This window comes from Roseateles koreensis, assembly GCF_028595305.1.
GTDB lineage: Bacteria > Pseudomonadota > Gammaproteobacteria > Burkholderiales > Burkholderiaceae_C > Paucibacter_A > Paucibacter_A koreensis.
Genome location: NZ_JAQQXS010000002.1, coordinates 302,195 through 328,642, shown reverse-complemented (window position 1 = coordinate 328,642; position 26,448 = coordinate 302,195). Strand labels below are relative to the sequence as shown.

Sequence of the window (26,448 nt, the reverse complement as noted above, 5' to 3'; positions counted from 1 at the left end):
TAAGATGTCGCACCGAAACGCAAGCACCCACCCCGTGCACCCAAGGAAGCCTGTTCATGAAACTCAAGACTCCGCTCACTTTCACGGCCAGCATATTGGCGTCATTGACTGTTGCCAGCTTGGGCGTATCGCTCGGCGCTCAGGCGGCGGCACCTTATCCAGTGACCCCCGAGAAGCCCGTGACGGACAACTACCACGGCACCGTGGTGGTCGACCCTTACCGCTGGATGGAGGACATGAAGGCCGCCGAGTTTCAGGGTTGGTTGAAGACGCAATCCACCTACGCCGCCGAGGTGTTGGCGACTTTGCCGGGACGTGCGGCCTTGCGTGAGCGCTTGGGCAAGCTCTCAGATTCCGCAGAGTCCACGGGCGGCTACGACATTTCCGGCGGCCAGCTGTTCTACCTGAAGCGTGGCGCGGGTCAAAACCAGGCGCGCCTGTGGTTGCGAGCCGACCTCACTTGCGCCGCAGATGCCGCGTCTTGCGACCGCGAACTGCTGGACCCGAACAATCTACCCGGCGAACCCGGCAAGCACGCCATTGACTGGTACAGCCCGTCGCCTAATGGCAAGCGGGTGGCGATCGGCCTGTCCAAGGGCGGCTCCGAGAACAGCGTGCTGCGGGTGTTTGACGTGGCGACCGGGCGCTTTCTCAGCGAGGCCATCAGCCGCACCGGCCTGAACGAGCACGGCCTGGCCTGGCTGCCTGATTCGTCGGGCTTTGCCTACAACCGTCATCCCGCTGACGAGCGCTACAACAAGAGTGCGGTCTACCTGCACAAGCTGGGTCAAAGCGAGGCAGCAGACACCGCGCAGTTTGGATGGCAGGTCGACCCGAAGCGCGTGTTTGCGCTGCCGGACTTGCCTTATCTGCACCTGAGCAAGAACTCGCCCTGGGCGCTGGCCGAGGTGCTGCATGGCGACGCGGTGGATCACTCCTTCTGGGCGGCACCCGCCAAACAACTCAAGGGTGCTGCCACCCCTTGGCGCCGGGTGATCCGGCCTGAGGACCGCGTCATCACCGCCGCTTTGGCCGGGAACACGCTGTACGCGCTGACCCAGAAGACGGCGTCCCGCCGCCAGTTGGTGAGCCTGGATTTGAGTCAGCCCCGCGCCAAATTCAAGATCGTTCTGCCGGCCAGCGACAGCGTGATGCAGACCTTGCAAATGGCGGACGATGCCGTGTATGTGAAAGGTTTGGACGCGGGTGTGAGCAAGCTGTGGCGGGTGGACCGCAAGAGCGGCAAGAGCACCGTGGTGGCCTTGCCCTTTGATGGCACGCTGCGAGACATCGCGCCCTTGAAGAACGGCCAGGTGCTGGTTTTGCAGGAGGGTTGGACCCAGGCGCCGCAAAGCGTTCTGCTCAGTCCAAACAAGCCCGGCACCGCGCCGCAAGCGGTACCCGTTCAAAAGCCGCTGGCGCTGGACACCTCGTTGATGCAGGCGCGCCGAGTGATGGTCAAGAGCCATGACGGTGTGATGGTGCCGCTGTCCATCGTGGCGCCAAAAGATGTGGCGCTCGACGGCCAACGACCCACTGTGTTGACGGGTTATGGTGCTTACGGCATCACGCTGGAACCTCGTTTTGCCGCAACGCGCCTGGCCTGGATCGAGCGCGGTGGCGTGCTCGCCACCTGCCATGTGCGTGGCGGCGGTGAATTGGGGGAGGAGTGGCACCAGGGCGGGTACATCGCGACCAAGCAGAACACAGTGTCTGACTTCATCGCCTGCGCGGAATGGTTGATCGCCAACAAGTACACCTCGCCTGCCAAATTGGCCGGCACCGGGGGCAGTGCGGGCGGCATCACCATTGGCGGCACGATCACGCAGCGGCCTGATCTACTGGCTGCGGCACAAAGTTCGGTCGGTTTGTCGGACATGCTGCGCATGGAAACCACCCCCAATGGCGCCCCCAATGTGGCTGAGTTTGGCACCACCACCAACCCGGCGCACTTCAAGAGCATGTATGCGTTGAGCCCGTACCACCGCGTGCAGGACGGCCGCGCCTACCCGGCCGTGATCGTCACCACCGGGGCCAATGACCCGCGTGTGGAGGCTTGGATTCCCTCCAAGTTTGCCGCCCGCCTGCAGGCCGCCAACCCCGAGAGCTACAAGACCCGGCCGACGCTGCTGCGGGTGGACTTTGAGGCCGGCCACGGTATGGGCTCCAGTGTGTCTCAGCGTTTGGATGAAGCCGCCGATGTGTGGAGCTTCTTCCTGTGGCAATTTGGTGATGTCGCCTTTGCGCCCAAGCCATAAGCCGCGCCGTGCCGGTTAGCCGTGTAGGCTGGTCGCGCGGGCTAATATCGGCGCGACGGGACACTGCCGCGCCGTTCTCCTATTTGAGGTTTCATCACCATGCCTTCCTTCATCAAGACCACCGCTTTTGCTGCCGCTGTTTTGTGCCTGGGCGCTGTCAGCTTGCCGGGTTGGGCCACCAGTTCAGCGGCTTCATCGGCGTCTGAGAGCGTCGGCGCCTCGGTGGGCAGTTTGTCGAACTCCATTCAAGGCTCCAGCCGCAGCTCCACGGGCGGCAACAATGTGGCCGCCGGGGACTACAAAATTTTGGGTGTGACCCCTGTGATGGCCGAACTGGGCAAGCCCGCGCTGGCCAGGTTGACGCTGCAGGCACTTGCCGCTCCCCAAGGCCAGTCGGCGGAGGAGCGCGCCCAATTCGACCTGCTGCTGCCGCAGGCCGCCCTGGCGCAAAGCGGCCTGAGCGCCGGCGGCACCGTGACCGCGCGTGAGCATGCTTATGGTATCGAGTTCGCCAATGCGGCAAATCAGCAAGCGTTCTTTCTGGTGCTGCAAGACGCCTGGTTCAAAGAGATTCAAAGCCACCCGGTTACCTTGTGAGGCCGTTGAGCTGTGGGGTTAGCGATGATTCGAGGCCGATGTTGATATCGACGTTGATATGGATGTGGCGGCCCAATTCAGGCTGGCTCAGGGCGCTGTTTTTCAGCGCCTTTTTTTCGTGTGTTGTCCAACCTGCGTGTGCTGACATCATCGGTTATTGCCGCACACCCGCAGCGCTTGACGCGCGAGACCAAGACCATCTCTTGCGCTTGGCCGACGTGGTGCGGCGTGAGTTGGCGCTGTCGGGCCAGCGGGTGGCGTTGTTGTCCCGCTCGGGCCTGGACTTGTCGCACTTCGGCTTGCGTTATTCGCATGCGGGCCTGAGCCTGCAGGGCAGCGGGAATGCGCCGTGGTCGGTGCGACAGCTCTACTACGCTTGCGAGGAGCAGCGGCCGCGCCTCTATGACCAAGGGCTGGCCGGCTTTGTACTGGGTGCTGACGACGCGCGTGAGGCGTATGTGTCGCTGGTTTTCTTCCCCGAGGCGCAAGCCCTGCCGCTGGAGCGGGCGGCCCTGGACAAGCGCCTGTCTTTGCAACTGCTCAGCCCCCGCTACAGTGCCAACGCCTATCCCTTCAGTCAGCGTTATCAAAACTGCAATCAATGGGTGGCGGAGCTGATGGCTTCGGCCTGGGCTGAACCCGCCGGGGACGGTGTGGCGGGTGAGGACTCGACGGTGAAGTCTGACGCAGGGGACGGCACGGGCCAAAGCGCAGGACCGGGTGCCGAGGTCCGTGCGCGCGCGCAGCGCTGGCTCAGCATGAATAACTACCAGCCCACGGTGATGGCCCCAGACTGGCCCGTCTTGATGTGGCTGGGGGCGCTGATCCCCTGGATCCATAGTGATGATCATCCGCTGGAGGATTTGCGGCAGCCGCAGTTTCGGGTCAGCATGCCGGCCTCGCTGGAGGCATTTGTGCAAGCCCAGATGCCGGGCGCGAGCCGGGTCGAGCTGTGCCAGACGGCGAACCGCATCGTGATTCATCGCGGCTGGCGCCCCATCGACCCAGGCTGCCAAGCCGGTGCTCAGGATGAGGTGATCACGCTGAACTGAGTCGCCCCCGCTTTGAGCGTGTCAGTACCCCCTCATGCCGCCTTGCGAAAGGTCAGGTTGATGCGCATGCGGCCCAGCGCGGGGTGATCGCCCTCAGCCACTGGCATCACGCCATGGAAGCGCAGGCGCGCTGGGCCACCCCACACCAGCACGTCGCCATGGCTCAAAGGCAGGCGAAACGTCTTGTCGCTGCGGGCCATGCCACCCAGCAAGAACACGGCAGGTAAGCCGAGTGAGACCGAAACAATCGGTTGAGAAAAGTCCTGCTCGTCCCGGTCTTGATGAAGGGATAGGCGCGTGCCGGGCAGGTAACGGTTGATCAGGCAGGCGTCGGGTTTGAACTGAACATAACCGCTTTGTTCAGCGGCCAAGCAGGCAAGGTTCGCCAAGGTTTGGGGCATGGGTGGCCAGGGGCGCCCGGTCAGGGGATCGTGGGTTTGGTAGCGGTACCCTGCACGGTCAGACACCCAGCCTAGCGGGCCGCAGTTGCTCATGCTCACGGCCATGGTCTGGCCGCCGGGGGTTTGCATCTGGCGCCACGGGGCGGCGGCGAGCACCTCATTTACACCGTCCTGCAAAGACGTTAGGGTCGGCAGGGCGAAGGCGCGCAGCCACCAGACGCCGGGGGCAATTTCTTGCGCTGAAGGTTCGTTGAACAAGGACAAGGTCATGGTGGGCGATAATGCTACCGTGAAGCAAGTCAGACCGCCGCTGGTGCAAGCATGGAAACATGGCACTGGAGGAAGGTCCGGACTGCATAGAGCGGCGTAGCAGCTAACGGCTGTCCGGCGTGAGCCGAGGATTAGAGCAACAGAGACGAGTCGATCAAACGTGCAAGGTTTCAACGCCTTGCGGGACCGGAAGCGCAGCCTCCGGGGTCGGGTGAAACGGGCAATCTCTACGCGCAGCAACACCAAGTAGGCCAGTATTGATGCGGCTCGCAGAGCTGGCGGGTAGGTGGCACCGAGCCGGGCAGCGATGTCCGGCCAAGAGGAATGGCGGTCACGGGCCTGGCTTCGAAAGAAGGCAGGCTTGCACAGAATCCGGCCTATCGACTTGCTTCACTTTTTATGGATGAAGGGGTGCCCGTGGAGCGCCCGGTTTGGTTCGACCTGAGCGGACAAGTCCTCACGCGGCAATCGTGTGGAAATAGCACACCGCGCCCCTTTGGATGAAGGGCTGTATTACTTCGCCGGAGCTACGTCGGTCAGGTCTTGGAAGGTGAACAGCTTGGCGTCGACGAAATGGCTCAGGGCATTTCCGCTATAGGTGTTGCCGCCAGCCAGTTTGAGCTTCTTCACGGCGGCTCCTGGCTTCAGGTCTAGCTCATCGAGCTTTACCCAGAACGTGGCTGGCGCCATGGCCGAGTCGAAGATCACGACGCGGTTGGTGCTGTCGCTCACCGTGCGCCAAATTGTTGAAGAAACCCAAGGCTGTTCTTCAAGAGAAAAGCCCAGTGGGGTACCGACACTGCGCATCAACGACATGACGGACATGGGCGCCTGGAACTTGAAGTTCTGTTGAGGCGTGCCGCTGATGTACTTCGGGGATGCCTCGGCTGGGAGCGCATCGAGCAGGTACGTCGCCCGGACGAAGCGATCCGCGGCGCGGGAGGTGCCGGGCAGGGACTTCTCGAGACCGCCGGCTTCCTTCCAATACTCCATGATGGCCAACTGCTTGTCGTAGGTGGGCGAGTTGGTTACGACCTTGTACTGCTTGCCATGGTGAATCACCAACTTGCCGTCGACGTACTCGAACACTGCCGAGTCGCCGGTGGCGTCCGAGACCACGAGGTGCATGTTGGCGGGGCGGCCCGTGCCCAGTACGACGGTCTGCACTCGGAAATTTTCTTTGCGCAGGTCGGCAACTGCCTCAGCGACGGTGGCAAAGTTGTCCAGCACGTACTGCGGCCACGTGCTCAGTGAGATCACCTTGGCGCTTTCCGGAGGCTTGCCGTAATTTGACTCGACAAGGGCGAGCTCGTTGACCACCAGCCCCTTCTCATTCATGCCGTCAGCCGTGCCGATGTCATATGCCGACACGATCAAGCTGCCGTATTTCGACTCCCACGAGATCGTGTTCTTGCCGCCCCTGCCATCGCGTTTCATGCCGCGCGGCAACACCCACATATTGGACATCATGTCCTCGCCCCAATCCATGGAGCGGCCCACGATGGCCGTGCCATCCTTGGCAACGTAAAGTGCCCGTGTGCAGGCCTCGGTTGACACCGGACTTGCTGAAACGAGTACTGTCGCGATGAGCGCGGCCAAGGGGGTTTTGTAGAAGCTGGTTGTCGGCATATTTTCCTCCGTAGATACAACACGATCCGGTCAATCGCACTTCAATGGTCAGCCCCAGTCTGCAGTGCCGCGATGATGGCCGGATGCCGTGACAACAAACTGCGTTGAATGGACTCGGGCGCGAAGGCTTGCAAGACGCACTGAAATTGAAACAATTGATGTTCCAGTTTGCCTCTTTTTCTTCAGCGATGCCACCGCGTGGTGACATACGGGGCACGCTTCGCGCTGTGTCAGACCAGTCTGGCGGAAGCCCACAGCGGGGCCGAAAAGAATGCGAGGGGTCATGTGTGTCTAACGGCGGTGAAATTGGGCGTTATTTACACTTGGCCGCAGATGGGACAGTTGGTGGCTGCCGTCAATGTATTTCGTTAGCCCGCGTTAAGCGCCGGTTTAATACCGCTCAAGCGGTGTTTTTTCGCCCATCCCAATTGTTTCCAATTTGTACAAAGGCCGGCTTGCCCGCTCTTTTCGGGGCATGGCGGAGGCTGCTCTCCATTTAGATTCATCGGACAGCGTGGCCCGAACTTTAGGGCTATTGCACGGAGTTTCTAAATGGCATCAGCAATCACCGGTCTGCCCACAGACCAAATCGCTCAACTCAGCTTGACGGCAATTGCCGCACTCAAGCTGGCGGACTGGCAGGCGTTTACCAACGACCAGATGGCCGCGCTCAGTAGCGCCCAGGTGGCTGCCATTCCCTTGGCGGGCTGGACGGCGATTGCGCCTGCGCAAGTGGCGGCCCTGAGCGATGCGGCGGTGTCCGGTCTGACCGATAAGACCATGCCCTTGCTCAGCAGCGCCCAGTTTGGCGCATTGCAGGCCGATCAATTGGCGTCTTTGAGCACAGTGGGCCTGCACGCCCTGACCAGCAAGCAGGCGCCTGCGCTGTCGGATGTGGTTTTGGGTGCGCTGGATACCCCGCACATTCAGGCGATTGGCACGTCGGCCATTGTGGCGCTGGGCAGCGCGCAAGTTGGCGGCATCTCGGCCACCAATTTTCAGCAAATGAGCACCGCGCAGGTTCATGCGCTGGGCAGCGCTCAGGTGCAGGCGGTGAGCGCTGAAACCGTGGCAGCGCTGGGCACCGACCAAGTGCAGGCGTTGAGTTCAGGCGTGGTGGGTGTGCTGTCATCATCGCAAATTCAGGCGTTAACACTGGCGCAGGCCGGTGCGTTGGTCAGCGCCCAAACCGCGGCCTTGGGCAGCAGCCAGGTCTCGGCCTTGAGCAATGACCAGCTGCAATCCCTGAGCACCCAGGCGCTGTCGGGCCTGAGCACCAAGGCGGTGGTGGGCATCAGCGCGAACCAGTTGGATATCTTGGGGGGCGATCAACTGGCGGCACTCACCACGCGAACCGTGGCGGCCCTGTCCACCCAGCAGCTGCAGTCATTGAGCGTCGATCAGGTGCAGTCGCTCACGACGGCGCAGGTGGCCGCACTGACCACGGCGCAGCTTGCCGCGCTCAGCACTGACGAAGTTCAGGCCCTCAGCAACGCGCAATTGCTGGCCTTGAGCAGCACCCAGATCGCCAGCTTGGCGGCAAGCACGGTTGACGTGTTGAGTGACACGCAAATGGCGGCGCTGGGCTCCCGGCAGTTGATGGGCTTGAGCGCGCAGACGCTGGCCACCTTGTCGGATAGCCAGATCCACGCGCTGGGCAGCGGGGCTTTGCGTGCCATCAGCACCGCTCAACTCGCCGCCCTGAGTGCTGAACAAATCGCTTCGCTCGACCCCGCTCAAATGGCAGGTTTGGGTACGGTTCAGATGCGCAGCTTGAGCGATACCGCGCTGGCCAGCCTCACGCCCGAGCAACTTGGTGTCTTGAGCTCGGCGCAGCTCAATGCGCTGAACAGCCACCAGATTCAGCAGCTCAGCGCCGACCAGATGGCCGCCCTGGGAACAGCCGCCTTGCATGGCCTGAGCGCGCTTGAAGTGGGCTATCTGCGGGCCGACCAGCTGGGTGATTTGACAGCCCAGCAATGGGCCGCGATGAGCACGCAAGCTATCCACGCGCTCAAGTCGGCGCAGCTGAATGCCTTGAGTGCCGATCAACTGGACGCGCTCACCACCGCGCAAGTCGTGGCACTGAGCGGCACCCAGATTGTCAGCCTGACGGCCGCTGAGGCCGACAGCCTCCTGCCCAGCCAACTGGCCGCCTTCACCAGCACCCAGTTTGCGCAACTGAGCCGCAGCGCCCTGGCCGGTTTGGGCCTTGAACAAATTGCGGCCTTGGGCAGCCGTCAGATGCTGGCCCTGAGCAGCGCGCAGATTGCTGCCCTTTCGCCCGACGCGGTGGCGGTGCTGTCAACAACGGCGCTGCATGCCCTCAGCAGTGCCCAGATGGCGGGCCTGAGCGCAGCCGCCTTTGCTGCCTTGAGCATGAATCAGTTCCAGGCGCTGGGCAGTGCGCAGCTGCGCGGCTTGAACGACGCGGCGTTCCAGGCCCTGACGACGGACGAGCTGACGCAGATGAGCTCGGCGCAGCTTGGCTCCTTGAATTCGCATCAAATCCAGCTGCTCACGGGCGACCAATTGGCGGCTTTGAGTACTGCGGCCGTTGCGGGCCTGGGCAGCAACGGCGCGGCAGCCCTGAGCGCCGGGCAATTCGGTGCCATGACGGCGGAGCAAATCCATGCGCTCAGCACGCAGGCGATTCACGGTTTGTCGACCGCCGCTTTGGCCGTGCTGTCGCCCGATCAGTTCGCCGCACTGGGTACAGCGCAAATCTCGGCGCTGACGACCACGCAAATGCTGGCCCTGGATGCCGCCCACGTGGCGGCGATGGGGACGGCGCAGATCGCCGCCATGACCAGCAGCCAGTTCAGTCATTTGAGCAATGCCGAGTTGGCTGTGCTCAATGCCGACCAGCTGAGCGCGCTCAGTGCGCGGCAGTTTGCCGGCATCACCACCGCGCAAGTGGCGGCACTGACACCCGATCAGCTGAACTTCATCGGCAGCAATGCTTTGTCGGTGCTCGGCAACCCGCAGCTCGCGGCGCTGACCGGCAATGACATCATGGCCTTGAGCACCGCGCAGTTGGCGGGCTTGAGTGGCGCACAGTTGCGCAATCTGTCGGACGCTGCGTTTGGCGCACTCACGATCGATCAGTTGGCCGCCCTCAGCACCGCGCAGGCTGCAGGCCTCGGCGCTCACCAAGTGCAGTTGTTGAATCTTGACCAGATCGGCGCCCTGAGCACCGCCGCCTTGCACGCGCTCGGGGCCGGGGCAGTGTCTGCGCTGAGCGTTGCGCAGATTCAGTCTTTGCGGCCCGAGCAGGTGCAGGCCATGAGCAGCAGCGCCATCATGAGCCTGCAAACGGCGCAACTGCATGCGCTGAATGCCGACCAATTCGCCGCACTGAGCACAGCCGACATCGCCGCACTCACGATCAGCCAGATTGCCAGCTTCGACGCCGGCACTGTGGCCATGATGAGCGCGGCCCAATTGGCGGCACTGAGCATGGCCCAGTTCGGCAAGCTCAGCGCGGCCGGGGTGGCGGCTTTGAGCCTGGACCAGGTTGGCGCCTTGACCGCCAAACAGCTGCAAGGCTTGAACAGCACGCAGTTCAACGCCTTGTCCGGCGAACAGCTGGCGGCTTTCAGCACAGCGGCCCTGGGCGCCTTGCCGGTGGCGCAAGTGGCCATGATCAACACCAGCCAGATTGCTGCCTTGTCGGCCAGCCAATTGCAGGGCTTTGGCGCCGCGCAGTTGCATGCCTTGAATGACCGGGTCTTGGCGGCGTTGAGCACGCCGCAGATGGGCGCCTTGACCAGCACGCAAGTCAATAGCTTGACGACCCACCAGTTTCAATTGCTGTCGCCGGAGCAGGTTACCGCATTGAGCACCACCGCGATTCAGCATCTCAGTGCTGTTGACGCGGCAGCGCTGCAAACGGCGCAGCTGGCGCAATTGACCTTGGGGGACATGCAGGCCATCGGGACGCAAGCCATTCACGTCTTGCAGGCCGCCCAGTTGCAGGCCTTCAACAGCACGCAAATCGCCAACCTGGGTACGGCCGCTTTGGCGGCTTTGACCAGCAGCCAGTTCTTAAGCCTTGGCACGAGCGATTTGCTGGCGTTGACCACGCAACAGGTGGCCAGCTTGTCAAGCGCTGAGATGCGCAGTTTGGGCACCGGCAACCTGGGCCTTTTGTCTGACACCCAATGGGGTGCGATGACCAGCTTGCAGATGGCAGGGCTGAGTACGGCGCAGATCAATGCGCTCACCAGTTCGCAGGCCGCCAATCTGTCCAATAACGCCGTGGCTGGACTGAGTACTTTGCAATGGGCCGCCATGGGCAGCCAGCAATTGCAAGCCTTGAGCACCGCCGATATGGCGGCGCTGAGCAGTGCTGAAATTACCTCGTCCACCGCAGCCCAATGGGCCGCCTTTGGCACTGCCCAGATGGCGGCGCTCTCCGGCAGCGAGTTGGCTCAACTGAGCAGCACGCAGTTGCACGGCTTGCGTGTTGACCAAGTGGGCGCCCTGGCCAGCGGCGCCATGCCCAGCCTCAGTAGCATCCAGCTGAGTGGTTTGACTGCCGATCAACTGGCCGGCATGAGCACAGGCCAGGTTAGCGAATTCGGTGCCGGCGCACTCCTGGGTTTGAACAGCACGCAGATGCAGGGTTTCAGCACCGCGCAGATTGCGGCCCTGCCCACGCAGACGCTGCACAGTTTGGGCTCAGCCCAAGTGCTGGAGTTCAGCAGCGCTGAAGTGCAGGCCCTGGGCACCGCGCAGATTGCCGCACTTGGTGCCGGGCTTTGGCCGGCTTTGAGTGCGGATCTTCCGTTGCTGAGTACCGTGCAGTTGAGCAGTTTGACCGCAGCGCAGTTGCAAAATTTTAGCGGCGCTGACTTTCAGGCCCTGAGCCCGACACAATTTGCTGCGCTCAGCTCGGTGGCCATTGGCGGGCTGGCCGTTAGCGAGATCAGCATGGTGAGCACCGCGCAACTGGCCGCGATGACCACGGGCCAGATGCAAGCACTGACGGGCGCGCAACTCGGCGCCATGAGCAATGCGCAGCTGGAGTCGCTGAACACCGCACAGCTGAACGCCTTGACCGGCGGCGCCGTGGGCGCGCTCACCACCGATCAACTCACCGTGTTGGGCGCGGGTGGTGTGGCGTCTTTCAGTGCGGGTGTGTTTTCTTCTTTGAGCAGCGGCGCTTTGGCCATGTTCACCGCCACCCCGGTGGCCGGGCTCGCCACCGACCAGATTGCCGCTTTGACCGTGGTGCAGGCACCGGGGCTGAGCACCGTCGAGCTGGCGTCCTTGTCCGCCGCCCAGGTGGAGGCCTTGACGCCGACCACTTTGCGCGCCTTGAGCACGGGCCAGTTTCTCGCCTTCAGCGGCCAGCAGATCGGGGCGCTGACCACCGCTCAGCTGGCCATGTTGAGCACCACGGACATGCAGTTGCTGTCAACCAACGCCATGCAGGCCCTGTCGGCCTTGCAGGTGCATGCGTTTGAGAGCCTGCAATTCCAGGCCATCAACGACCGGCAGCTGCAAGCCTTGTCGCCCGACAGCCTGGCCGGGCTCAGCACCGCGGCCCTGCATTCGCTCAACCCCACCTTGTTTGGCGCCTTGAGTGCGGCCCAAGTGGGTGCCCTGACAACAGCGCAGATCGCCTCGCTTGATCCTTTACAAGTGCAGGCCATTGCGCCGCAAGCCCTGCGGGCGCTGGACATGGATCAGCTGGCGCAGATGAGCAGCGTGCAGCTGGAGTCGCTCAGCGGTGCGCAACTCAGCCAGTTGCTGCCGCAGCAGATGTCCGCCTTTACCCCGGCGGTGATCGCCAGTTTGAACAACGTTCAATTGCAGGCCTTGCATGGCGAGCAACTGGCCAGCTTCAGCCCCGCCCAGCTGGCCGCCATTTCGCCCTATCACCTGAGCGGCTTGAGCACCACGGTGCTGACGTCCTTGAGTGCCTATCAACTCAGTGGCTTGAACGTGGCCCAGGTGCTGGCGCTGACGGCAGATCAAATGGCCGCACTCGCCCCCGCGCAAATGCCGGGGCTGAATGCGAATGCCATCTACGCCATGTCCTCCACCCAGTTTGCCGAGTTGCGGCCTGATCAGGTGGCGGCCTTGACGGCCAATCAGATTGCGTCGCTCAACCCCTCCGAGATTGCTTCGCTGAGCACCCAGCACATCGTTGCGCTGGAGCCTGCACAGTTGCAAGCCCTGGTGCCGGTGCAGATTGCAGCCCTGACCGTTCAGCAGGTGGAAGCCTTGGCGCCTAACCACTTTGCGCAGTTCAGCACCACCCAATTGGCGGCGCTTGGTACGGCTGAAATTTCGGTCTTGACCGGTGAGCAGCTCAATGCCATGGCCGCCGCCAATGTCAGCGCACTGACGCAGGCGCAGATTGGCGCCATGAGCACCGCCGAGTTGGCCTCCATGGACATGACCCATGTGGCGGCCTTCACCGGCACGCAGCGTGAGTCGATGAACGCAGCGCAACTGAGCGCCTTGTCGGGCGTGTCACCGTTGGTGCTGGATTTGTCGGGCATCGGCGTTCAAACCGTTTCTGCTGCGCACGGCACGTCCTTCGACATCAACAACACCGGCCATGCCTCGCAAATCGGCTGGGTGGGGTCGGGGTCGGGCTTGTTGGCGCTGGACCTCAATGGCAACGGCAAGATCGACAACGGCAGCGAGCTGTTCGGCACCGCCACCAAGCTGGCCAACGGCCATCTGGCGGACAACGGCTTCCAGGCTCTGGCGGCGCTGGACAGCAACCACGACGGCAAGATCAACGCTGCCGACGCCGAGTTCAGCCACCTCAAAGTGTGGATCAACAGCGGCAACGCCGGGCAGACTGGGCAACTGGTCAGCCTGACTGATTTGGGCATTGTGGAGTTGGACTTGGGCGCCACCACCACCCACACCGTTCAGAACGGCAACCTGATCGGCCTCGACAGCAGCTACAAGACGCAAGACGGTACCACGCATGAATTGGCCGACGTGTGGTTCGCGCAAGGCGCCACCACGCCGGGCGGCACGGCACATGACGCAATACCTCATCTGACTGATTTACTGCAATCAGCCGCCGCACCCCTGCCCACGGCCGTTAGCACCACAGTGAGCGATTTGCCAACGCACGACGTGCACACAGCGGTCGTCACCGACCCCTTGCTGAACCTGGCCTGGGTGGCCAGCCACCGCCGACAAGCCGAAGAGGAGTTGCATGCGGCTGGGCGCTGGTTGATTTGACGCGCCGCAAGCCTTGGAGCGCAGGGTCTTGACACTGCACCGCCAGCCCTGACTGACAATGCCCCGAAGGAGACCCTGTGATGGCCCCAGCAATAACGGTTTCATTGAGCGCACCTGAATTGGCAGACGTTGACGAACTGCTCGCTTTTGAGCTGGACAACCGAGCCTTTTTCGAATCCATGATCAACGCCCGGCCTGCGGACTACTACAGCGCCGAGGGCGTCCGCGCAGGGATTGCGGCGGCGCAGGACGACGCGCAAACCGACCGCAGCTATCAGTTTTTGCTGCGCGATGAATCCGGGGTGTTGGTGGGACGCGTCAACCTGAGCCAAGTCCGCCGGCAGCATTTTCATGCGGCCATGCTGGGCTATCGGATTGGGCAGGCTCACCAAGGGCGTGGCTTCGCCAAGGCGGCTGTGGCGCAGGTGCTGGCCCATGCGTTCCAGACCCTGGGCCTGGCGCGCGTTGAGGCCACAGCACGGTCAGACAACCCCGGCTCGCTGGGTGTTTTGCGCAGCAATGGCTTTGACCAATTCGGGCATTCACGCCGCAGCTTCGAGTTGAACGGGGTCTGGCATGACCTGCTGCATTTCGAGCGCCACGCCAAGGCTTTTTAGCCTCCGTTGCGCAACAACGCGGCCGCCTGTGCCGCGGCCACCGATCCTTCGTCGGTCGGCACCACCCAGACTTCAACCTGGCTGCCGGGTGCATGAATCGCGTACAGGGTGTCGCCGACCGCGCGGGCATTTGCCGCAGTGTCGAGGCTAACGCCCATAAAGCTCAGACCGGCGCACAGGTCGGCGCGCAGCGCGGCGTCGTGTTCGCCGATGCCACCGGTGAAGGCCAGAATGTCCAGCCCGCCCAAGACTGCAATCAAGGCGCCCGCTTCACGCCGCAGCCGGTAGGCGAACAGCCGGATTGCCTCTTGTGCCTGGGACGCGTCACTGGCGCGCAGGGTGCGCATGTCGGCGCTGATGCCCGACACGCCGCGCAGGCCCGACTGCCGGTACAGCAGCGTTTCGATTTGCTCGGCGCTCCAACCTTGCTGCAAAAGGTGCAGCAGCAGGCCGGGATCCACACTGCCGCTGCGCGTGCCCATCATCAAACCGTCCAGTGCTGAAAACCCCATGGAGGTGGCCACGCTTTGCCCACTCAGCGTGGCGCACAGGCTGGCGCCGTTGCCCAGATGGGCCAGCAGCGCGCGGGTGCCGGGCAGCTGGGCCCGCGTGGAGCGCTCGTGCAGGCGTTGGTTTAAATAGTCGTAGGAAAGGCCGTGAAAGCCGTAGCGCCGGACCCCTTCGAGCGCGGGGATCTCGGGCAGCGCGAAGCGTTGCTCCAGCGCTGGGAGTTGCGCGTGGAAGGCGGTGTCAAAACAAGCGATCTGCGGCAACTCGGGCCAAACCTGGGCGAAGGCCTGCACGCCGTCGAGGTTGTGCGGTTGGTGCAAGGGGGCGAGTTTTTCAAAGCGCCGCAATTGCGCCATGACTGTTGCATCCACCCGCACTGGGCCTTCAAAGACGCCCCCACCGTGCACCACCCGATGCGCCACAGCCCGCAGCGACGGCGCGCTGTCGCGCAGCAAGGCTTGAAGCCGCCGCAGTGCCTGCTCAAAAGCGTTCTGGCCGGGGCCGACTTGCAAGGCCTCATCCGCCCGGTCGCTCAGGCGCAGCCGAGGCTTGCCGCCGGGCTCCAGGCCGTCAAAGCAGCCACTCAGATGGGCGTGTTGCTCACTGCCGGCTTTGGCGCAGTGGTAGAGGCCGAACTTCAGGGAGGACGAGCCGGCGTTGACCGCCAGAATTTCATCGCGGGAGGGTGGGGTGTTGTGCGCGTTCATGGGAGAGGGGCCTGGGTTCATCCGGGCCGGTTCAGACCAGCGAGGGGTTTTGTCGCGCGGCTTGCGCGAGTGCCAGCACGACGCCTAACGCGGCCGAGGCCATGCGGGAATTGGCACCGTCGGCCCGGCTCGTTAGGGCAATCGGCACGCGGGCGCCCACCACCAATCCGCAAGTGGATGCGCCGGCCATGTACTGCAGCAGCTTGGCAAGCATATTGCCGGACTCCAGATCGGGCACCACCAACACATCGGCATCACCCGCCACCGGCGAGTCGATGCCCTTGATGCGCGCCGCCTCTAGCGACACCGCGTTGTCAAAGGCCAGGGGACCATCGAGCAAGCCGCCGGTGATCTGACCCCGCTGGGCCATCTTGCACAAGGCTGCGGCGTCCAGGGTGGAGGCGATTTTTTCCGTCACGGTTTCAACGGCGGAGAGCAGGGCGATCTTGGGGCAGGGCACGCCCAGCGCATGCGCCAGCTCGATCACATTGCGCACGATGTCGGCTTTGTCCTCCAGCCCGGGGGCGATGTTGATGGCCGCATCGGTCAGCAGCAAGGGCTTGGGGTAGCTCGGGATGTCGAAGCGGAACACATGCGAGAGCCGCCGTCCCGTGCGCAGGGCCGGCTCTTTGATCACCGCGTGCATCAACTCATCGGTATGCAGGCTGCCCTTCATCAGCATGCGGGCTTCGCCACTGACGGCCAGGGCCACTGCCCGCTCGGCCGCTGCGTGGCTGTGGGGCGCGGCTTCAAGGCGATAGGCAGAAATGTCCAGGCCGTGTTGCTGGGCCAGCGCTTGGATTCGGGCTTCAGGGCCCACCAGGATGGGCGTGATGAGGCCGCGTTTGGCCGCCAGCAAAGCGCCTTGCAGCGATTCGATGTCGCAGGGGTGGACCACCGCACAAGGCATGGGCGCGCCGAGCGTGAGCCCGTCGAGCCAGGCGCCCAGGCGGGCTTCGGGGTCGAACAACTGCACCTCGGGCAGGGCGGGGCGGGGCCGCTCGATCTTGTGCTTGGGGGCGAGCACGGTGGCCAAGCCGCTGATCACGGTTTCACCGTTCTGGTTGACGGCTTCGCAGTCCAGTTTCACTTGGCCGGTTTCGGCTTGCTTGTCGGTGACCGTCAGCACGATGGTGAGGGTGTCGCCGATGCGCACCGGGCGCTTGAACTTCAGCGTCTGTTCAAGGTAGATGGTGCCCGGCCCGGGGAACTCATTGCCCAGCACCGAGCTGATCAGCGCGCCGCCCCACATGCCATGGGCAATCACGCCATGGAAGCGCGTGCCCTGCGCGTACTCAGGATCCAGGTGGGCGGGGTTGACGTCGCCGGAGACGGCGGCGAAGGTCTGGATGTCGGTCTGCGACAGCGTGCGCACCAGACGTGCGGTTTGGCCCAGGGTCAACTCGTCGAAGGTGATGTTGTGCATCATGGGATTTTGTGCGGCAGCGGTGAGGTGAAATTCAGGAGCGTTCATGCAATCAATCAGTGTGCGGCGTGGTGGCCGGCATCAACAAACAAAGTTTGGCCGGTCATGCCGGCGGCGGCGGGGCTGGCCAGGAATGCCGCCAAGGCGCCAATTTCAGCCAGCGTCACCAGGCGCCCTAACGGCGAACGCGCACGGGCATCTTCCATCAGCGCTTCGAAGTCTTCCAGCCCCGAGGCAGCTCGCGTGGCAATTGGGCCGGGCGACACGGCATGCACGCGGATATTGCGGGGCCCCAGCTCCATGGCAAGGTAGCGCACCAGCGATTCAAGTGCTGCTTTGACCGGGCCCATCAGCCCGTAGTTGGGCACCACTTGCTGCGACCCCAGGTAGCTCATGGTGATGAGGCTGCCGCCCTGCGTCATCAGCGGCTCACAACACCGCGCCAGGCGGGCGAAGGAGTGGCACGACACCTCCATGGCGCGCTGAAAGCCAGCGGCCGAGGTATCTACCACGCGGCCGTGCAACTCAGCCAGTGGCGCCCAGGCAATCGAATGAATGACAAAGTCCAGCCCGCCCATTTGAGTGGCGGCTTGTTGCACGGTGCTTTCCAGTGCGCCTTCGGCCTCGACGTTGCAGACCATCAATTGCGCGCCGACTGAGGCTGCAAGCGGGGCAACTGCTACCTGGGCTTTTTCGTTCAGGCAGGTCAGCGTCAGGCGAGCCCCCGCTGAGTGGGCCGCCTGCGCGCAACCCAGGGCGATGCTGTGCGCATCCGCCAGGCCAAGAATCAAGCCACGTTTGCCTTGCAGGGAGGTTGGCAGCGATGTGGCGTCGAGAGAAGTCGTTAGTGCGGTGTTCATGCCCGCAGCTTGCCCCAAGGGCGTGTCTGATTGGTGACCTGTTTCATTGCTGGGGCGTGAATCAAGCCAGCACTTGACATGCGTCAAATTGGATCAGCACCATCCAGCCTCAAAAAGGTGCACAACTGCGAGAGATAGTCGTCGAAATCGGACAAGCCGTGGTCTGAGCCTTCCAGCAGCAGGGTGGGGCACGGGGCGTAGCGGGCTTGCATTTCGCGCCAATCCAGTACCTCGTCGCCTTTGGCGATCACGGCCAGAAAGCGCGCTGGGCTTTTCAGCTCACCGGGCATCAGCGCTTCCAGCTCCGGCATGAATTCGGCACGCACAAAAAAACGCTGGGTGGAATCTTGCCAGCAACTTTGCTCGCCGATGTAACGCGTTAGATCCCGTGCCGGTTGAACGGCTGGGTTCAGCACCACCACCGGGCTGTCAAGCCAACCGGGCTCGTGCGCCAGCGCGGTGGCGTAGAACCCGCCGAGTGAGCTGCCCATCAAGGCGCGGCCCTGAGCAGGCCAGTCTTGCGTCAGCGCCTGCAGCAGGGCGAAGGCTTCAGCCGGCGAGGGTGGCAGTTGAGGGCAAGCAAAGTGCAGGTCGGGTCGATGGGTGCGCACCCACTCGGCCATGCGCCGCGCCTTGGCCGAGCCGGGGGAGGAGCGAAAACCGTGCAGGTACAGAAAATGGGTACAGCGGGCGAAGGTGTTGGGCGTCATGGCTTGCGAGTGTAGGCAGGCTTGCGACAAATTGGCGTTTGAACTGCGCGAGCGACGGTTTTCCGCATTGACGCAGGCCATGGGGCAGGAGACAGTTGTCCGCTTTGCCGCCACGCCGTCTCGATGAAGGGCGGGTGCTTTGCGGTTAGTCTTGCGTTTTTTACGACCCGTGCCCCGTGCTTTGCGTTTTTTGGGCGAGGGGGCAGGTCGCTTCGCCAACAGTCCGAGGATGGTTTGAATGAGTTTTGATGCCAAATTTGCGGCCGCCGGATCGCGCCGTGCGCTGAGCTTGTCGACGGTGGCTGCCGCTGTCGCTCTGTTGGGGGCTTGCGCCACGACAAACCCAGGTGCCGGTGTGACTGAGGCCACACCCACCCATGCAGCGACCGCTGCACCCGCCGTAGCGGCCAAGCCCGGCAGCCCGCAACCCCCTGCAGCCGCCCAAGCAGCGCGCCCACCGGTGGACCCTGCGGCGCCCAAGCCGTTCATGGAAGTCATCAAGGACGCCAAAGGGCTGGACGGCTACTTCCCTATCTGGCGCAAGGACGAGAAGGTTTGGCTTGAAATTCCTTTGGACAAGATTGGCAAGCCGTTCCTGTTCACGGTAAATACAGCCAGCAGTGTGGGTGAGCGTGGCCTGTACGCCAGTCAGATGGGTATGCACCAGATGGTGGAGTGGCGCCGCATCGGGCATCAAATTCAGCTGGTGGCCTTGAATACAGCCTTCCGGGCCGAGGGGGGAGGCAAACTGGCAGTGCAGCAAGCCTTCTCGCCCAGTCTTTTGGCGGCGGGCACCGTTGCCAGCGCCGAGCACCCAGAGCGCAAGTCGGTATTGATCGACGCTGGCATGTTCTTGACGGATATCCCCGGCTTGAGCACCCGGCTGGAGTTGGTGTATCGCCTGCCTTACGCGCCGGACCGCAGCAATTCTTACTTTGAAGCCGGTCGGGGCGATACGCAGCTGACCACGCTGACAGCGCGCATGCACTTCTTTACGCCGCGCATCCCGGCGCCGCCCTTGGTCGCACCGCCGGTGCCGGTGCCCACGCCGCCCCAGGCCACGCCCGACCCGCGCAGCATGTTTGTGAGCTTTGTCTACAACTTCGCGGCTTTGCCTGAAACGGCGATGAGCCCGCGCCTGAGCGACCCGCGCCTGGGCCATTTCATGGAGTCCTTCACCGACCTGGGCAAGGACAGCAAGCCCAACCCGCGCGTGCACTACATCAAGCGCTGGCGCCTGGAAAAGGCCGACCCTGCTGCCGCACTGTCGGAGCCAGTCAAACCCATTGTTTACTGGCTAGACAAGAACATTCCACCGCAATACCGCCCGGCGGTGGAGGCGGGTATTCTGGAGTGGAACAAGGCGTTCGAGAAAATCGGTTTCAAGAATGCCATTGTCGCCAAGCAACAGCCTGACGACGCCGATTGGGACAATATGGACGCCAGCCACGCCTCGGTGCGTTGGTTTGTGGGTGCCGATGTGGGCTTTGCCATCGGCCCCAGCCACGCCGACCCGCGCAGCGGTGAGATTCTCGATGCCGACATCGGCATGAGCGATGTGTTTGTGCGTGGGGGCCGTGCCTTCATCAGCGAAGACCTGGGCCCCGGCATGAGTGCGGGCCTCGTGCAAGCGCCTTTGATCATGGGCAGCCAAGCCCGCAGCCAGAGCCAATCAGCAGAGGCGAATTGCAATTACGCCCAGGAGGCTGCGGCTGAGTTGGACTTCGCGCTGGACATTGCGGAGGCGCGCGGCGAGATCGCCCCTGACAGCCCGGAGGCCGATGCCTTCATCTTCGCCCGCATCAAAGATGTGGTCATGCACGAGGTTGGCCACACGCTAGGGCTCAAGCACAACTTCAAGGCGTCCACCACCGTCACCCAGGCGCAGTTGAAGGATCAGGCCTACACCGATGCGCACGGTATCTCGGGCTCGGTGATGGACTACAACGCCTACAACATCGCGGCCCAGGGCGAGGCGCCGACCACGCTCAACAACACGCAGCTGGGCCCATATGACTATTGGGCCATTGAGTACGCCTACAAGCCCATCGCGGCGGATAGCGAGGCGGCTGAGTTGGCCAAGATCGCGTCCCGCAGCACCGAGCCGGCCCTGGCCTACGCGGATGATTCCGATGCAGGCAATGGCCCCAATGAAGGCATTGATCCCTTGGCGAACCGTTTTGACCTGGGTGATGACCCCCTGGCCTATTACAAAAAGCGCCTGAAGCTGTCGCAAGAGCTGTGGGCCCGGGTGCAGAACCGCAAGCCCGAGGCCGGCGACGACCCGCTGCGCCGGCGCCGATCGCTGGTGAATGGGTTCAATCAGCTGTACCGCTCGGCAGAGTTGGTGGGCAAGTATGTGGGCGGCATGTATGCGGTGCGTGATTTGCCGGGCTCGACCGGACGCGCGAGCTACAAGCCCGTGGAGCCGGCCAAACAGCGCGAGGCCTTGCAGTTCTTGGCCAATGGCTTGTTCAGCGCAGACAGCTTCAAGTTCCGCCCCGAGTTCTTGTCGACCTTGACGGTGGACTACAACGAGTGGGACCGTGGCGGCCCGGTCAACGTGCCGGCGGCGGTGGCGCGCGTGCAGTTGGTGGCTCTGGACCGTCTGCTCAGTGGCGATACCGCGGTGCGCCTGCTCGATCTGTCATCGTATGTACCTGAGGGGCAGCGCAAGGGCTTGATCTCCTTGAGCGAGGTGTTCTCCACCCTGAACAACACCATCTGGAGCGAGTTGAAAACGGGGGGGGAAATCGATCGCCTGCGCCGCAATCTGCAGCGCGAGCACCTCAAGCGCCTGCAGTCCATCCTCACCAAGGGCGGTGGCCCGGGCGTGCTGGCCGATGCCTACTCGCTGGTGCGCCTGCATGCCGTGGAATTGCAAGGCAGCCTGAAGAGCGCCTTGGCCAAGGGTGGGTATTCGGTTGAAACCCGCGCCCATCTGGCGGAGAGCCTGGACACTCTGAGCACGGTGCTGCGCGCGACCATGCAACGCGTTTGATGGATTGAAAACGGATTGAATCTGGACCGCACCCGTCGCCGTGCTGGCCAAGCGGCGGGTGTGCTCGAGAGAGGTCTGCGGGCCGGTTGTTCTATCCGAACAGCCGGCCTTTTTACTTCACGGGTTTCAGCGCTTGGCCAAGGCGGCCAGCAGCTTGTCGTGAATGCCGCCGAAGCCGCCGTTGCTCATGCACAGCAGGTGGTCGCCCGGTTGAGCGTGGCGCATGATTTTGTCGACCAGCGCGTCCACATTGGCTTCAACAAAGGCCAGTGTGCCCAAGGGGGCCAGGGCCTCTTTCGCGTCCCAGCCCAAGTTGTCTTGATTGCAAAAGCTGAGGTCGGCTTCTTCCAGCGCCCAGGGCAGTTGCGCCTTCATCGTACCCAGCTTCATGGTGTTGGAGCGGGGCTCGAAGATGGCCAGAATGCGCTCCTTGGGCGCGATGCGGCGGCGCAGACCGTTGATGGTGGTGCGGATCGCCGTGGGATGGTGGGCAAAGTCGTCATACACCTTGACGCTGCCCGCGCCCTGCGGCGTCGTCAGCACCACCTCGCCCCGTAACTCCATACGTCGACGCACGTTCTCGAACGTGGCCAACGCCGCGGCGGATTGCTCCGGCGTCACGCCCACATGCTCCGCCGCAGCAATGGCGGCCAGTGCGTTGAGTTGGTTGTGCTCGCCCATCAAGGCCCATTCCACCCGTGCGACTTTGAGGCTGCCGCGCAGCACGTCAAAGCTTTGGGGCTCGCCGCGCGCGCGCAGGACGCCGGGCTCTTCCTTGCGGCCGCCGAAGCGGATCACCTCGCTCCAGCAGCCCCGACTCAGCACGCGCTGCAGGGCATCTTCACGGGCATTGGCGACGATGCGGCCCGTGCCCGGCACGGTGCGCAGCAGGTGATGGAACTGGGTTTCGATAGCGGTCAAATCCGGAAAAATATCCGCGTGATCAAACTCCAGATTGTTGAGCACCGCCGTGCGCGGGCGGTAGTGCACGAATTTGCTGCGCTTGTCGAAAAAGGCGGTGTCGTATTCATCCGCCTCGATGACGAAGGGTTGGCCCGTACCCAGCTTGGCGCTAACTCCGAAGTTTTGCGGCACCCCGCCCACCAGAAAGCCCGGCTGCAGGCCCGCATGCTCAAGAATCCACGCCAGCATTGAGGTGGTAGTGGTTTTGCCGTGCGTGCCCGCCACCGCCATCACATGGCGACCTTGCAGCACCTGTTCGGCCAGCCATTGCGGGCCGCTGGTGTAGGGCAGGCCGGCGTCCAGGATGGCTTCCATCAAGGGAAACTTTTCACCCCGGGTGACCACGTTGCCGATCACGAACATATCGGGCTTGAGCGCCAGTTGCTCGGCGCCGAAACCGGTCACCAGATCAATGCCCAGCGCTTCCAGTTGCGTGCTCATGGGCGGGTAGACATTGGCGTCGCAACCCGTGACGCGGTGGCCGGCTTCGCGCGCCAGCGCTGCCAGGCCGCCCATGAAGGTGCCGCAGATGCCGAGGATGTGGATATGCATGAGGGGTGCGGGTCAGTTCAGCGCAGCGCCTTGCGCGCAGCTTCGAGGGTGGCGTCGAGATCGGCCTCGCTGTGCGCGGCCGAAACAAAGCCGGCTTCATACAGCGCGGGCGCCAGATAAACGCCTTCGTCCAGCATGCCGTGGAAGAAGCGGTTGAAACGCTCTTTGTCGGTGGTCATCACGGTTTGGTAGTTCTGCGGCAACTCGCTCATCAGGAAGAAGCCGAACATGCCGCCTTCGGCGTCCACGCTGAAGGGTACACCGTTGTCTTTGGCCACACCGGCCAAGCCGTCGACCAGGCGGCGTGTCTTGTGGGCCAAGGCGTCGAAGAAGCCAGGCTTTTGAATTTCACGCAGGGTAGCCAAGCCGCAGGCGGTGGCCACGGGGTTACCGCTCAGCGTGCCGGCTTGGTAGACGCCACCCAGCGGTGCGAGGTGCTTCATGATGTCGCGGCTGGCGCCAAAGGCGGCCAAGGGCATGCCGCCGCCGATCACCTTGCCGAACACGCTGATATCGGGCTTGAAGCCGGGAATCAGCTGTGCATAGAGCCCTTGAGCGCTGTGCAAGCCGACGCGAAAGCCCGTCATCACCTCGTCCATCACCAGCAGGGCGCCGTGTTCGGTGCACAACTCGCGCAGGCGCTTCATGAAGGGCGTGCTGGTGCGCACGAAGTTCATATTGCCGGCGATGGGCTCAATGATCACGCAGGCCAGCGATTTGCCGTGCAGGGCGAAAGCTTCTTCCAGTTGCGCGAGGTGGTTGAACTCCAGTACCAGCGTGTGCTGGGCAACTTCCTCAGGCACGCCCGCGCTGGTGGGGTGGCCGAAGGTGGCCAGGCCCGAACCGGCCTTGACCAGCAGCGCGTCGGTGTGGCCGTGGTAGCAGCCTTCGAATTTGATGAACTTGCTGCGGCCGGTGGCGCCGCGCGCCAGCCGGATGGCGCTCATGGTGGCTTCGGTGCCGGAGGAAACGAGGCGCACCTGCTCCATGCTGGGCACGAGCTTGAGAATTTCTTCCGCCAGCTCGATTTCGCGCTCGGTGGGCGCACCGAAGGAGAAGCCTTCTTGTGCAGCACGCATCACGGCGTCCAGCACGGCCGGGTGGCCGTGGCCGAGAATCATCGGGCCCCAGGAGCCGATGTAATCGACATAACGCTTTCCGTCAGCGTCAAAAATATAGGCGCCTTCGCCCCGGGTAATGAAGCGTGGTGTGCCGCCGACGGCACGAAATGCACGCACGGGCGAATTAACACCGCCAGGGATGACGCGCTGGGCGCGTTCGAACAAGATTTGGTTTTGAGACATGGTGTTGGCAATCAACTGGGGCAAAGGCGGGCCATCAAGCGCTGACATGCGCAGGCATGCGCCAGCGGGCGAGGGCTTGCGGCGACAGGTTTGAAAGTTCAATGCATGCGTTTGGAGGGGCGAATGCTGGGCGGCGTGTCGTCGAGGCTGAGGCTGGTGGGCGATTCCAGCGCCGCTGCTGCGGCGGCGGCAGCTTCTTCTTCCTCATTGGGCGGCAGGGCCCAGAAGAAGCGGTCGGGGATGGCGTTGCCCATGCCGGGGCGGAACCCCCCGTCCAGCGCCTGATCCAGGAAGGACAGGGCTTCACCAATGGCGCTGTGGATGTCTGCACCGACCGATAGCAGAGCTGCGAGCGCGGCAGACAAGGTGTCGCCCGCGCCTACGAAATTGATGTCGAAGCGCTCGAACTTTTCACCGGTCACCGGGCCTTGTGCGGTGGCGAGCACGTTGTCCACGAACTGATTGGGCAGACTGATGCCGGTCACCAGCACATGGGCGGCGCCATGTTGACTGGCCGCCACCGCCAGTTCGCGCGGAGAGGCGGGGCGGTCGGCATCCCAGTCGGGCAGGAGAAAGTCGGTGAGCGTCTTGTGATTGCCGACCAGCACATGGGTTTGCGGCAAGATCAACTCGCGGAAGGCATCGAGATAGCTTTGTTGCTGTTCTTCGTCCAACCAGGCGACGTTGGGCAGGTAGGCCACCAGAGGCACGTCGGGGTAGTCGGACAAGACCTCGGCCACCGCGCTGACCCCTTCGGCGCTGCCGAGAAAGCCCACTTTCCAGGCGGTGATGGGGATGTCCTCCAGGATCAGCCGGGCCTGCTCGGCAATGGTGTCGGTGTCCAGGGTTTGGTGCTCAACCACTTCAGCCGTGTCACGCAGGATGATGGATGTGACGACGGGCAGGCAATGCGCGCCCATGGCCGCGATGGTGGCGATGTCACCAGCAAGCCCGCTCGCGCCGCTGGCCTCGCTGCCGTTGAAGCTCATCACGCAGGCCGGAGCCTGGGCGCCCTGGTCTTCCTCGTTGAGGGCCATGTCGACGGCGGTCGCCGCAGGGGCTTTGGGATCGGTTTTGCTCATGATGTGCGGCGCAAGGTCTGGGTCGGGCAAAGCGGCTGGCCGCAGGCGGCAATAATCCGCGTCGGAGCGCCTGCTGCACGAAGCTAGCTAGGGTCTGTACTGAGAAGTGCTCTCGCAACCCTGTCTATTTCCGCACGAAAGCGCTGGGTCCGGCGTGGCTACAATCTTTGCATTGTAGTGAGCAAAAAGATATATACCGTGAGCGAAGCAAGTACCTGGATGTGCCTGATCTGTGGCTGGATTTACGACGAGGCCACGGGCGATCCCGAACATGGCATCGCAGCCGGAACCCTGTGGGCCGATGTGGACATGAACTGGACCTGTCCCGAGTGTGGCGCCCGCAAGGAAGATTTTGAAATGGTCCGTATCTGAAGACCTGAAGTTCAAGATTGGCGGTGCCTGCGAAGGCGCCGCCTGTTGCTGTTTCATGACCCGATTCGCTTTGATGAAAGAGGCTTGGCGTGCAAGTTCCTGAAAGTTCCGAAGACAGCGCATCGGCAGCGAAGGTGCTGGTGATCGACGACAGCAACACCATCCGCCGCAGCGCCGAGATTTTTCTCAAGCAGGCGGGGCATGACATCGTGCTCGCTGAAGACGGCTTCGATGCGTTGGCCAAACTCAGCGATTTCCAACCCGATCTGGTGTTTTGCGACATCCTGATGCCGCGTCTGGATGGGTATCAGACTTGCGCCATCATCAAGCGCAACCCGCAGTTTGCGGCGGTGCCTGTGGTCATGCTGTCCTCCAAAGACGGCCTGTTCGACAAGGCCCGAGGGCGCATGGTCGGGTCGCAAGACTACCTGACCAAGCCCTTCACCAAAGACCAGTTGCTCAAGGCGGTGCAAATGCATCGGCGCGGCGTTTGAAGCGCACCCTGGCACCCGTGCTTGATGCCCTGCCTTGCAGAGCGGCTTGAGGAGGACTCATGACAATACAGAAAATCCTGTTGGTGGACGACTCGAAGACCGAGTTGCATGTGCTCAGCGAATTGCTGATCAAGCGCGGTTACCAGGTTCGTACCGCTGAAAATGGCGAAGAAGCGCTCAAGCGCCTGGCCGAAGAAAAGCCCGATCTGATCCTGATGGACGTGGTGATGCCGGGCCAAAACGGTTTTCAACTCACTCGCACCATCACCCGAGACGAGCGCTATGCCGGTCTGCCGGTGATCATGTGCACCAGCAAGGGTCAGGAGACCGACAAGGTCTGGGGCATGCGCCAAGGTGCGCGTGACTACGTGGTCAAGCCCGTCAAGCCCGAAGAGTTGTTGGCCAAGATCAAAGCCTTGGGCTGA

18 protein-coding genes and 1 other RNA gene are annotated in these 26,448 nt (G+C 63.1%); 10 read left to right on the top strand and 9 right to left on the bottom strand.

Translation table 11 applies throughout. The annotated features are described in order from the left end of the window. Positions 1–56 precede the first annotated feature (56 nt). The 3 genes from PRZ01_RS03230 (at position 57) to PRZ01_RS03220 (ending at position 3,907) form a co-directional block, all read left to right on the top strand. A complete protein-coding gene (locus PRZ01_RS03230) occupies positions 57–2,258 on the top strand; it encodes a prolyl oligopeptidase family serine peptidase (RefSeq protein WP_273595314.1) in 2,202 nt (733 codons plus the stop codon). A gap of 99 nt (positions 2,259–2,357) precedes the next feature. Continuing rightward, the gene (locus PRZ01_RS03225) at positions 2,358–2,855 is read left to right on the top strand and encodes a hypothetical protein (protein WP_273595313.1); all 498 of its coding nucleotides are present in this window, start codon (positions 2,358–2,360) and stop codon (positions 2,853–2,855) included. 203 nt (positions 2,856–3,058) lie between these two features. Then, complete coding sequence (locus PRZ01_RS03220; protein ID WP_273595312.1) at positions 3,059–3,907, top strand: DUF2145 domain-containing protein; 849 nt, start codon at positions 3,059–3,061, stop codon at positions 3,905–3,907. Positions 3,908–3,939: 32 nt separating this feature from the next. Here the strand turns inward: PRZ01_RS03220 and alkB are convergent, their stop codons facing one another. Further along, positions 3,940–4,578, bottom strand: a complete 639-nt coding sequence (alkB, locus tag PRZ01_RS03215) for a DNA oxidative demethylase AlkB (RefSeq protein WP_273595311.1) — start codon at positions 4,576–4,578, stop codon at positions 3,940–3,942. Positions 4,579–4,599: 21 nt separating this feature from the next. On the opposite strand from alkB, the gene rnpB reads away from it, so the two are divergent. After that, an RNA gene (gene rnpB, locus PRZ01_RS03210) (RNase P RNA component class A) lies at positions 4,600–4,974 on the top strand. 117 nt (positions 4,975–5,091) lie between these two features. On the opposite strand, the gene PRZ01_RS03205 is transcribed toward rnpB, so the two are convergent. Then, positions 5,092–6,207 (bottom strand): linear amide C-N hydrolase, encoded by a 1,116-nt coding sequence (locus PRZ01_RS03205; RefSeq protein ID WP_273595310.1) that lies wholly within the window; start codon positions 6,205–6,207, stop codon positions 5,092–5,094. A 552-nt stretch (positions 6,208–6,759) separates the two neighbouring features. Between PRZ01_RS03205 and PRZ01_RS03200 the strand changes: the two genes are divergently transcribed. Then, the gene (locus tag PRZ01_RS03200; RefSeq protein ID WP_273595309.1) at positions 6,760–13,425 is read left to right on the top strand and encodes a beta strand repeat-containing protein; all 6,666 of its coding nucleotides are present in this window, start codon (positions 6,760–6,762) and stop codon (positions 13,423–13,425) included. 80 nt (positions 13,426–13,505) lie between these two features. Further along, on the top strand, positions 13,506–14,042 hold the full coding sequence (locus tag PRZ01_RS03195) for a GNAT family N-acetyltransferase (protein ID WP_273595308.1): 537 nt from the start codon (positions 13,506–13,508) through the stop codon (positions 14,040–14,042). On the opposite strand, the gene PRZ01_RS03190 is transcribed toward PRZ01_RS03195, so the two are convergent. The 4 genes from PRZ01_RS03190 to PRZ01_RS03175 form a co-directional block, all read right to left on the bottom strand. After that, the gene (locus tag PRZ01_RS03190) at positions 14,039–15,259 is read right to left on the bottom strand and encodes an acetate/propionate family kinase (protein ID WP_273595307.1); all 1,221 of its coding nucleotides are present in this window, start codon (positions 15,257–15,259) and stop codon (positions 14,039–14,041) included. The two genes, PRZ01_RS03195 and PRZ01_RS03190, sit on opposite strands and share 4 nt — an antisense overlap. A 31-nt stretch (positions 15,260–15,290) precedes the next feature. Then, complete coding sequence (locus tag PRZ01_RS03185; protein WP_273595306.1) at positions 15,291–16,733, bottom strand: bifunctional enoyl-CoA hydratase/phosphate acetyltransferase; 1,443 nt, start codon at positions 16,731–16,733, stop codon at positions 15,291–15,293. Positions 16,734–16,741: 8 nt separating this feature from the next. Beyond that, a complete protein-coding gene (gene fabI, locus PRZ01_RS03180; RefSeq protein ID WP_273595305.1) occupies positions 16,742–17,545 on the bottom strand; it encodes an enoyl-ACP reductase FabI in 804 nt (267 codons plus the stop codon). An 83-nt stretch (positions 17,546–17,628) separates the two neighbouring features. Further along, positions 17,629–18,255, bottom strand: coding sequence for a YqiA/YcfP family alpha/beta fold hydrolase (locus PRZ01_RS03175; protein WP_273595304.1), 627 nt, complete (start codon positions 18,253–18,255; stop codon positions 17,629–17,631). Between the two features lie 238 nt (positions 18,256–18,493). On the opposite strand from PRZ01_RS03175, the gene PRZ01_RS03170 reads away from it, so the two are divergent. Next, the gene (locus PRZ01_RS03170; protein WP_273595303.1) at positions 18,494–21,256 is read left to right on the top strand and encodes a zinc-dependent metalloprotease; all 2,763 of its coding nucleotides are present in this window, start codon (positions 18,494–18,496) and stop codon (positions 21,254–21,256) included. A gap of 126 nt (positions 21,257–21,382) precedes the next feature. Here PRZ01_RS03170 and mpl read toward each other — a convergent pair whose 3' ends face one another. From mpl to thiD, 3 genes are all read right to left on the bottom strand, one after another. After that, positions 21,383–22,771, bottom strand: coding sequence for a UDP-N-acetylmuramate:L-alanyl-gamma-D-glutamyl-meso-diaminopimelate ligase (gene mpl, locus PRZ01_RS03165; protein ID WP_273595302.1), 1,389 nt, complete (start codon positions 22,769–22,771; stop codon positions 21,383–21,385). Positions 22,772–22,788: 17 nt separating this feature from the next. Then, the gene (hemL, locus tag PRZ01_RS03160; protein WP_273595301.1) at positions 22,789–24,075 is read right to left on the bottom strand and encodes a glutamate-1-semialdehyde 2,1-aminomutase; all 1,287 of its coding nucleotides are present in this window, start codon (positions 24,073–24,075) and stop codon (positions 22,789–22,791) included. 98 nt (positions 24,076–24,173) lie between these two features. Then, positions 24,174–25,157: a bifunctional hydroxymethylpyrimidine kinase/phosphomethylpyrimidine kinase gene (gene thiD, locus PRZ01_RS03155; RefSeq protein WP_273595300.1), complete on the bottom strand. Its 984-nt coding sequence runs from the start codon at positions 25,155–25,157 to the stop codon at positions 24,174–24,176. Between the two features lie 219 nt (positions 25,158–25,376). On the opposite strand from thiD, the gene PRZ01_RS03150 reads away from it, so the two are divergent. From PRZ01_RS03150 to PRZ01_RS03140, 3 genes are all read left to right on the top strand, one after another. Next, positions 25,377–25,529, top strand: coding sequence for a rubredoxin (locus tag PRZ01_RS03150; RefSeq protein ID WP_273595376.1), 153 nt, complete (start codon positions 25,377–25,379; stop codon positions 25,527–25,529). Between the two features lie 89 nt (positions 25,530–25,618). Then, positions 25,619–26,023, top strand: coding sequence for a response regulator (locus PRZ01_RS03145; RefSeq protein ID WP_273595299.1), 405 nt, complete (start codon positions 25,619–25,621; stop codon positions 26,021–26,023). 59 nt (positions 26,024–26,082) lie between these two features. After that, positions 26,083–26,448: a response regulator gene (locus PRZ01_RS03140; protein ID WP_273595298.1), complete on the top strand. Its 366-nt coding sequence runs from the start codon at positions 26,083–26,085 to the stop codon at positions 26,446–26,448.

Coding starts and splice junctions, on each gene's coding strand:
- PRZ01_RS03230 (WP_273595314.1), top strand. CDS start 57: ATGAAACTCAAGACTCCGCTCACTTTCACGGCCAGCATATTGGCGTCA.
- PRZ01_RS03225 (WP_273595313.1), top strand. CDS start 2,358: ATGCCTTCCTTCATCAAGACCACCGCTTTTGCTGCCGCTGTTTTGTGC.
- alkB (WP_273595311.1), bottom strand. CDS start 4,578: ATGACCTTGTCCTTGTTCAACGAACCTTCAGCGCAAGAAATTGCCCCC.
- PRZ01_RS03205 (WP_273595310.1), bottom strand. CDS start 6,207: ATGCCGACAACCAGCTTCTACAAAACCCCCTTGGCCGCGCTCATCGCG.
- PRZ01_RS03200 (WP_273595309.1), top strand. CDS start 6,760: ATGGCATCAGCAATCACCGGTCTGCCCACAGACCAAATCGCTCAACTC.
- PRZ01_RS03195 (WP_273595308.1), top strand. CDS start 13,506: ATGGCCCCAGCAATAACGGTTTCATTGAGCGCACCTGAATTGGCAGAC.
- PRZ01_RS03190 (WP_273595307.1), bottom strand. CDS start 15,259: ATGAACGCGCACAACACCCCACCCTCCCGCGATGAAATTCTGGCGGTC.
- PRZ01_RS03185 (WP_273595306.1), bottom strand. CDS start 16,733: ATGAACGCTCCTGAATTTCACCTCACCGCTGCCGCACAAAATCCCATG.
- fabI (WP_273595305.1), bottom strand. CDS start 17,545: ATGAACACCGCACTAACGACTTCTCTCGACGCCACATCGCTGCCAACC.
- PRZ01_RS03175 (WP_273595304.1), bottom strand. CDS start 18,255: ATGACGCCCAACACCTTCGCCCGCTGTACCCATTTTCTGTACCTGCAC.
- PRZ01_RS03170 (WP_273595303.1), top strand. CDS start 18,494: ATGAGTTTTGATGCCAAATTTGCGGCCGCCGGATCGCGCCGTGCGCTG.
- mpl (WP_273595302.1), bottom strand. CDS start 22,771: ATGCATATCCACATCCTCGGCATCTGCGGCACCTTCATGGGCGGCCTG.
- hemL (WP_273595301.1), bottom strand. CDS start 24,075: ATGTCTCAAAACCAAATCTTGTTCGAACGCGCCCAGCGCGTCATCCCT.
- thiD (WP_273595300.1), bottom strand. CDS start 25,157: ATGAGCAAAACCGATCCCAAAGCCCCTGCGGCGACCGCCGTCGACATG.
- PRZ01_RS03150 (WP_273595376.1), top strand. CDS start 25,377: ATGTGCCTGATCTGTGGCTGGATTTACGACGAGGCCACGGGCGATCCC.
- PRZ01_RS03140 (WP_273595298.1), top strand. CDS start 26,083: ATGACAATACAGAAAATCCTGTTGGTGGACGACTCGAAGACCGAGTTG.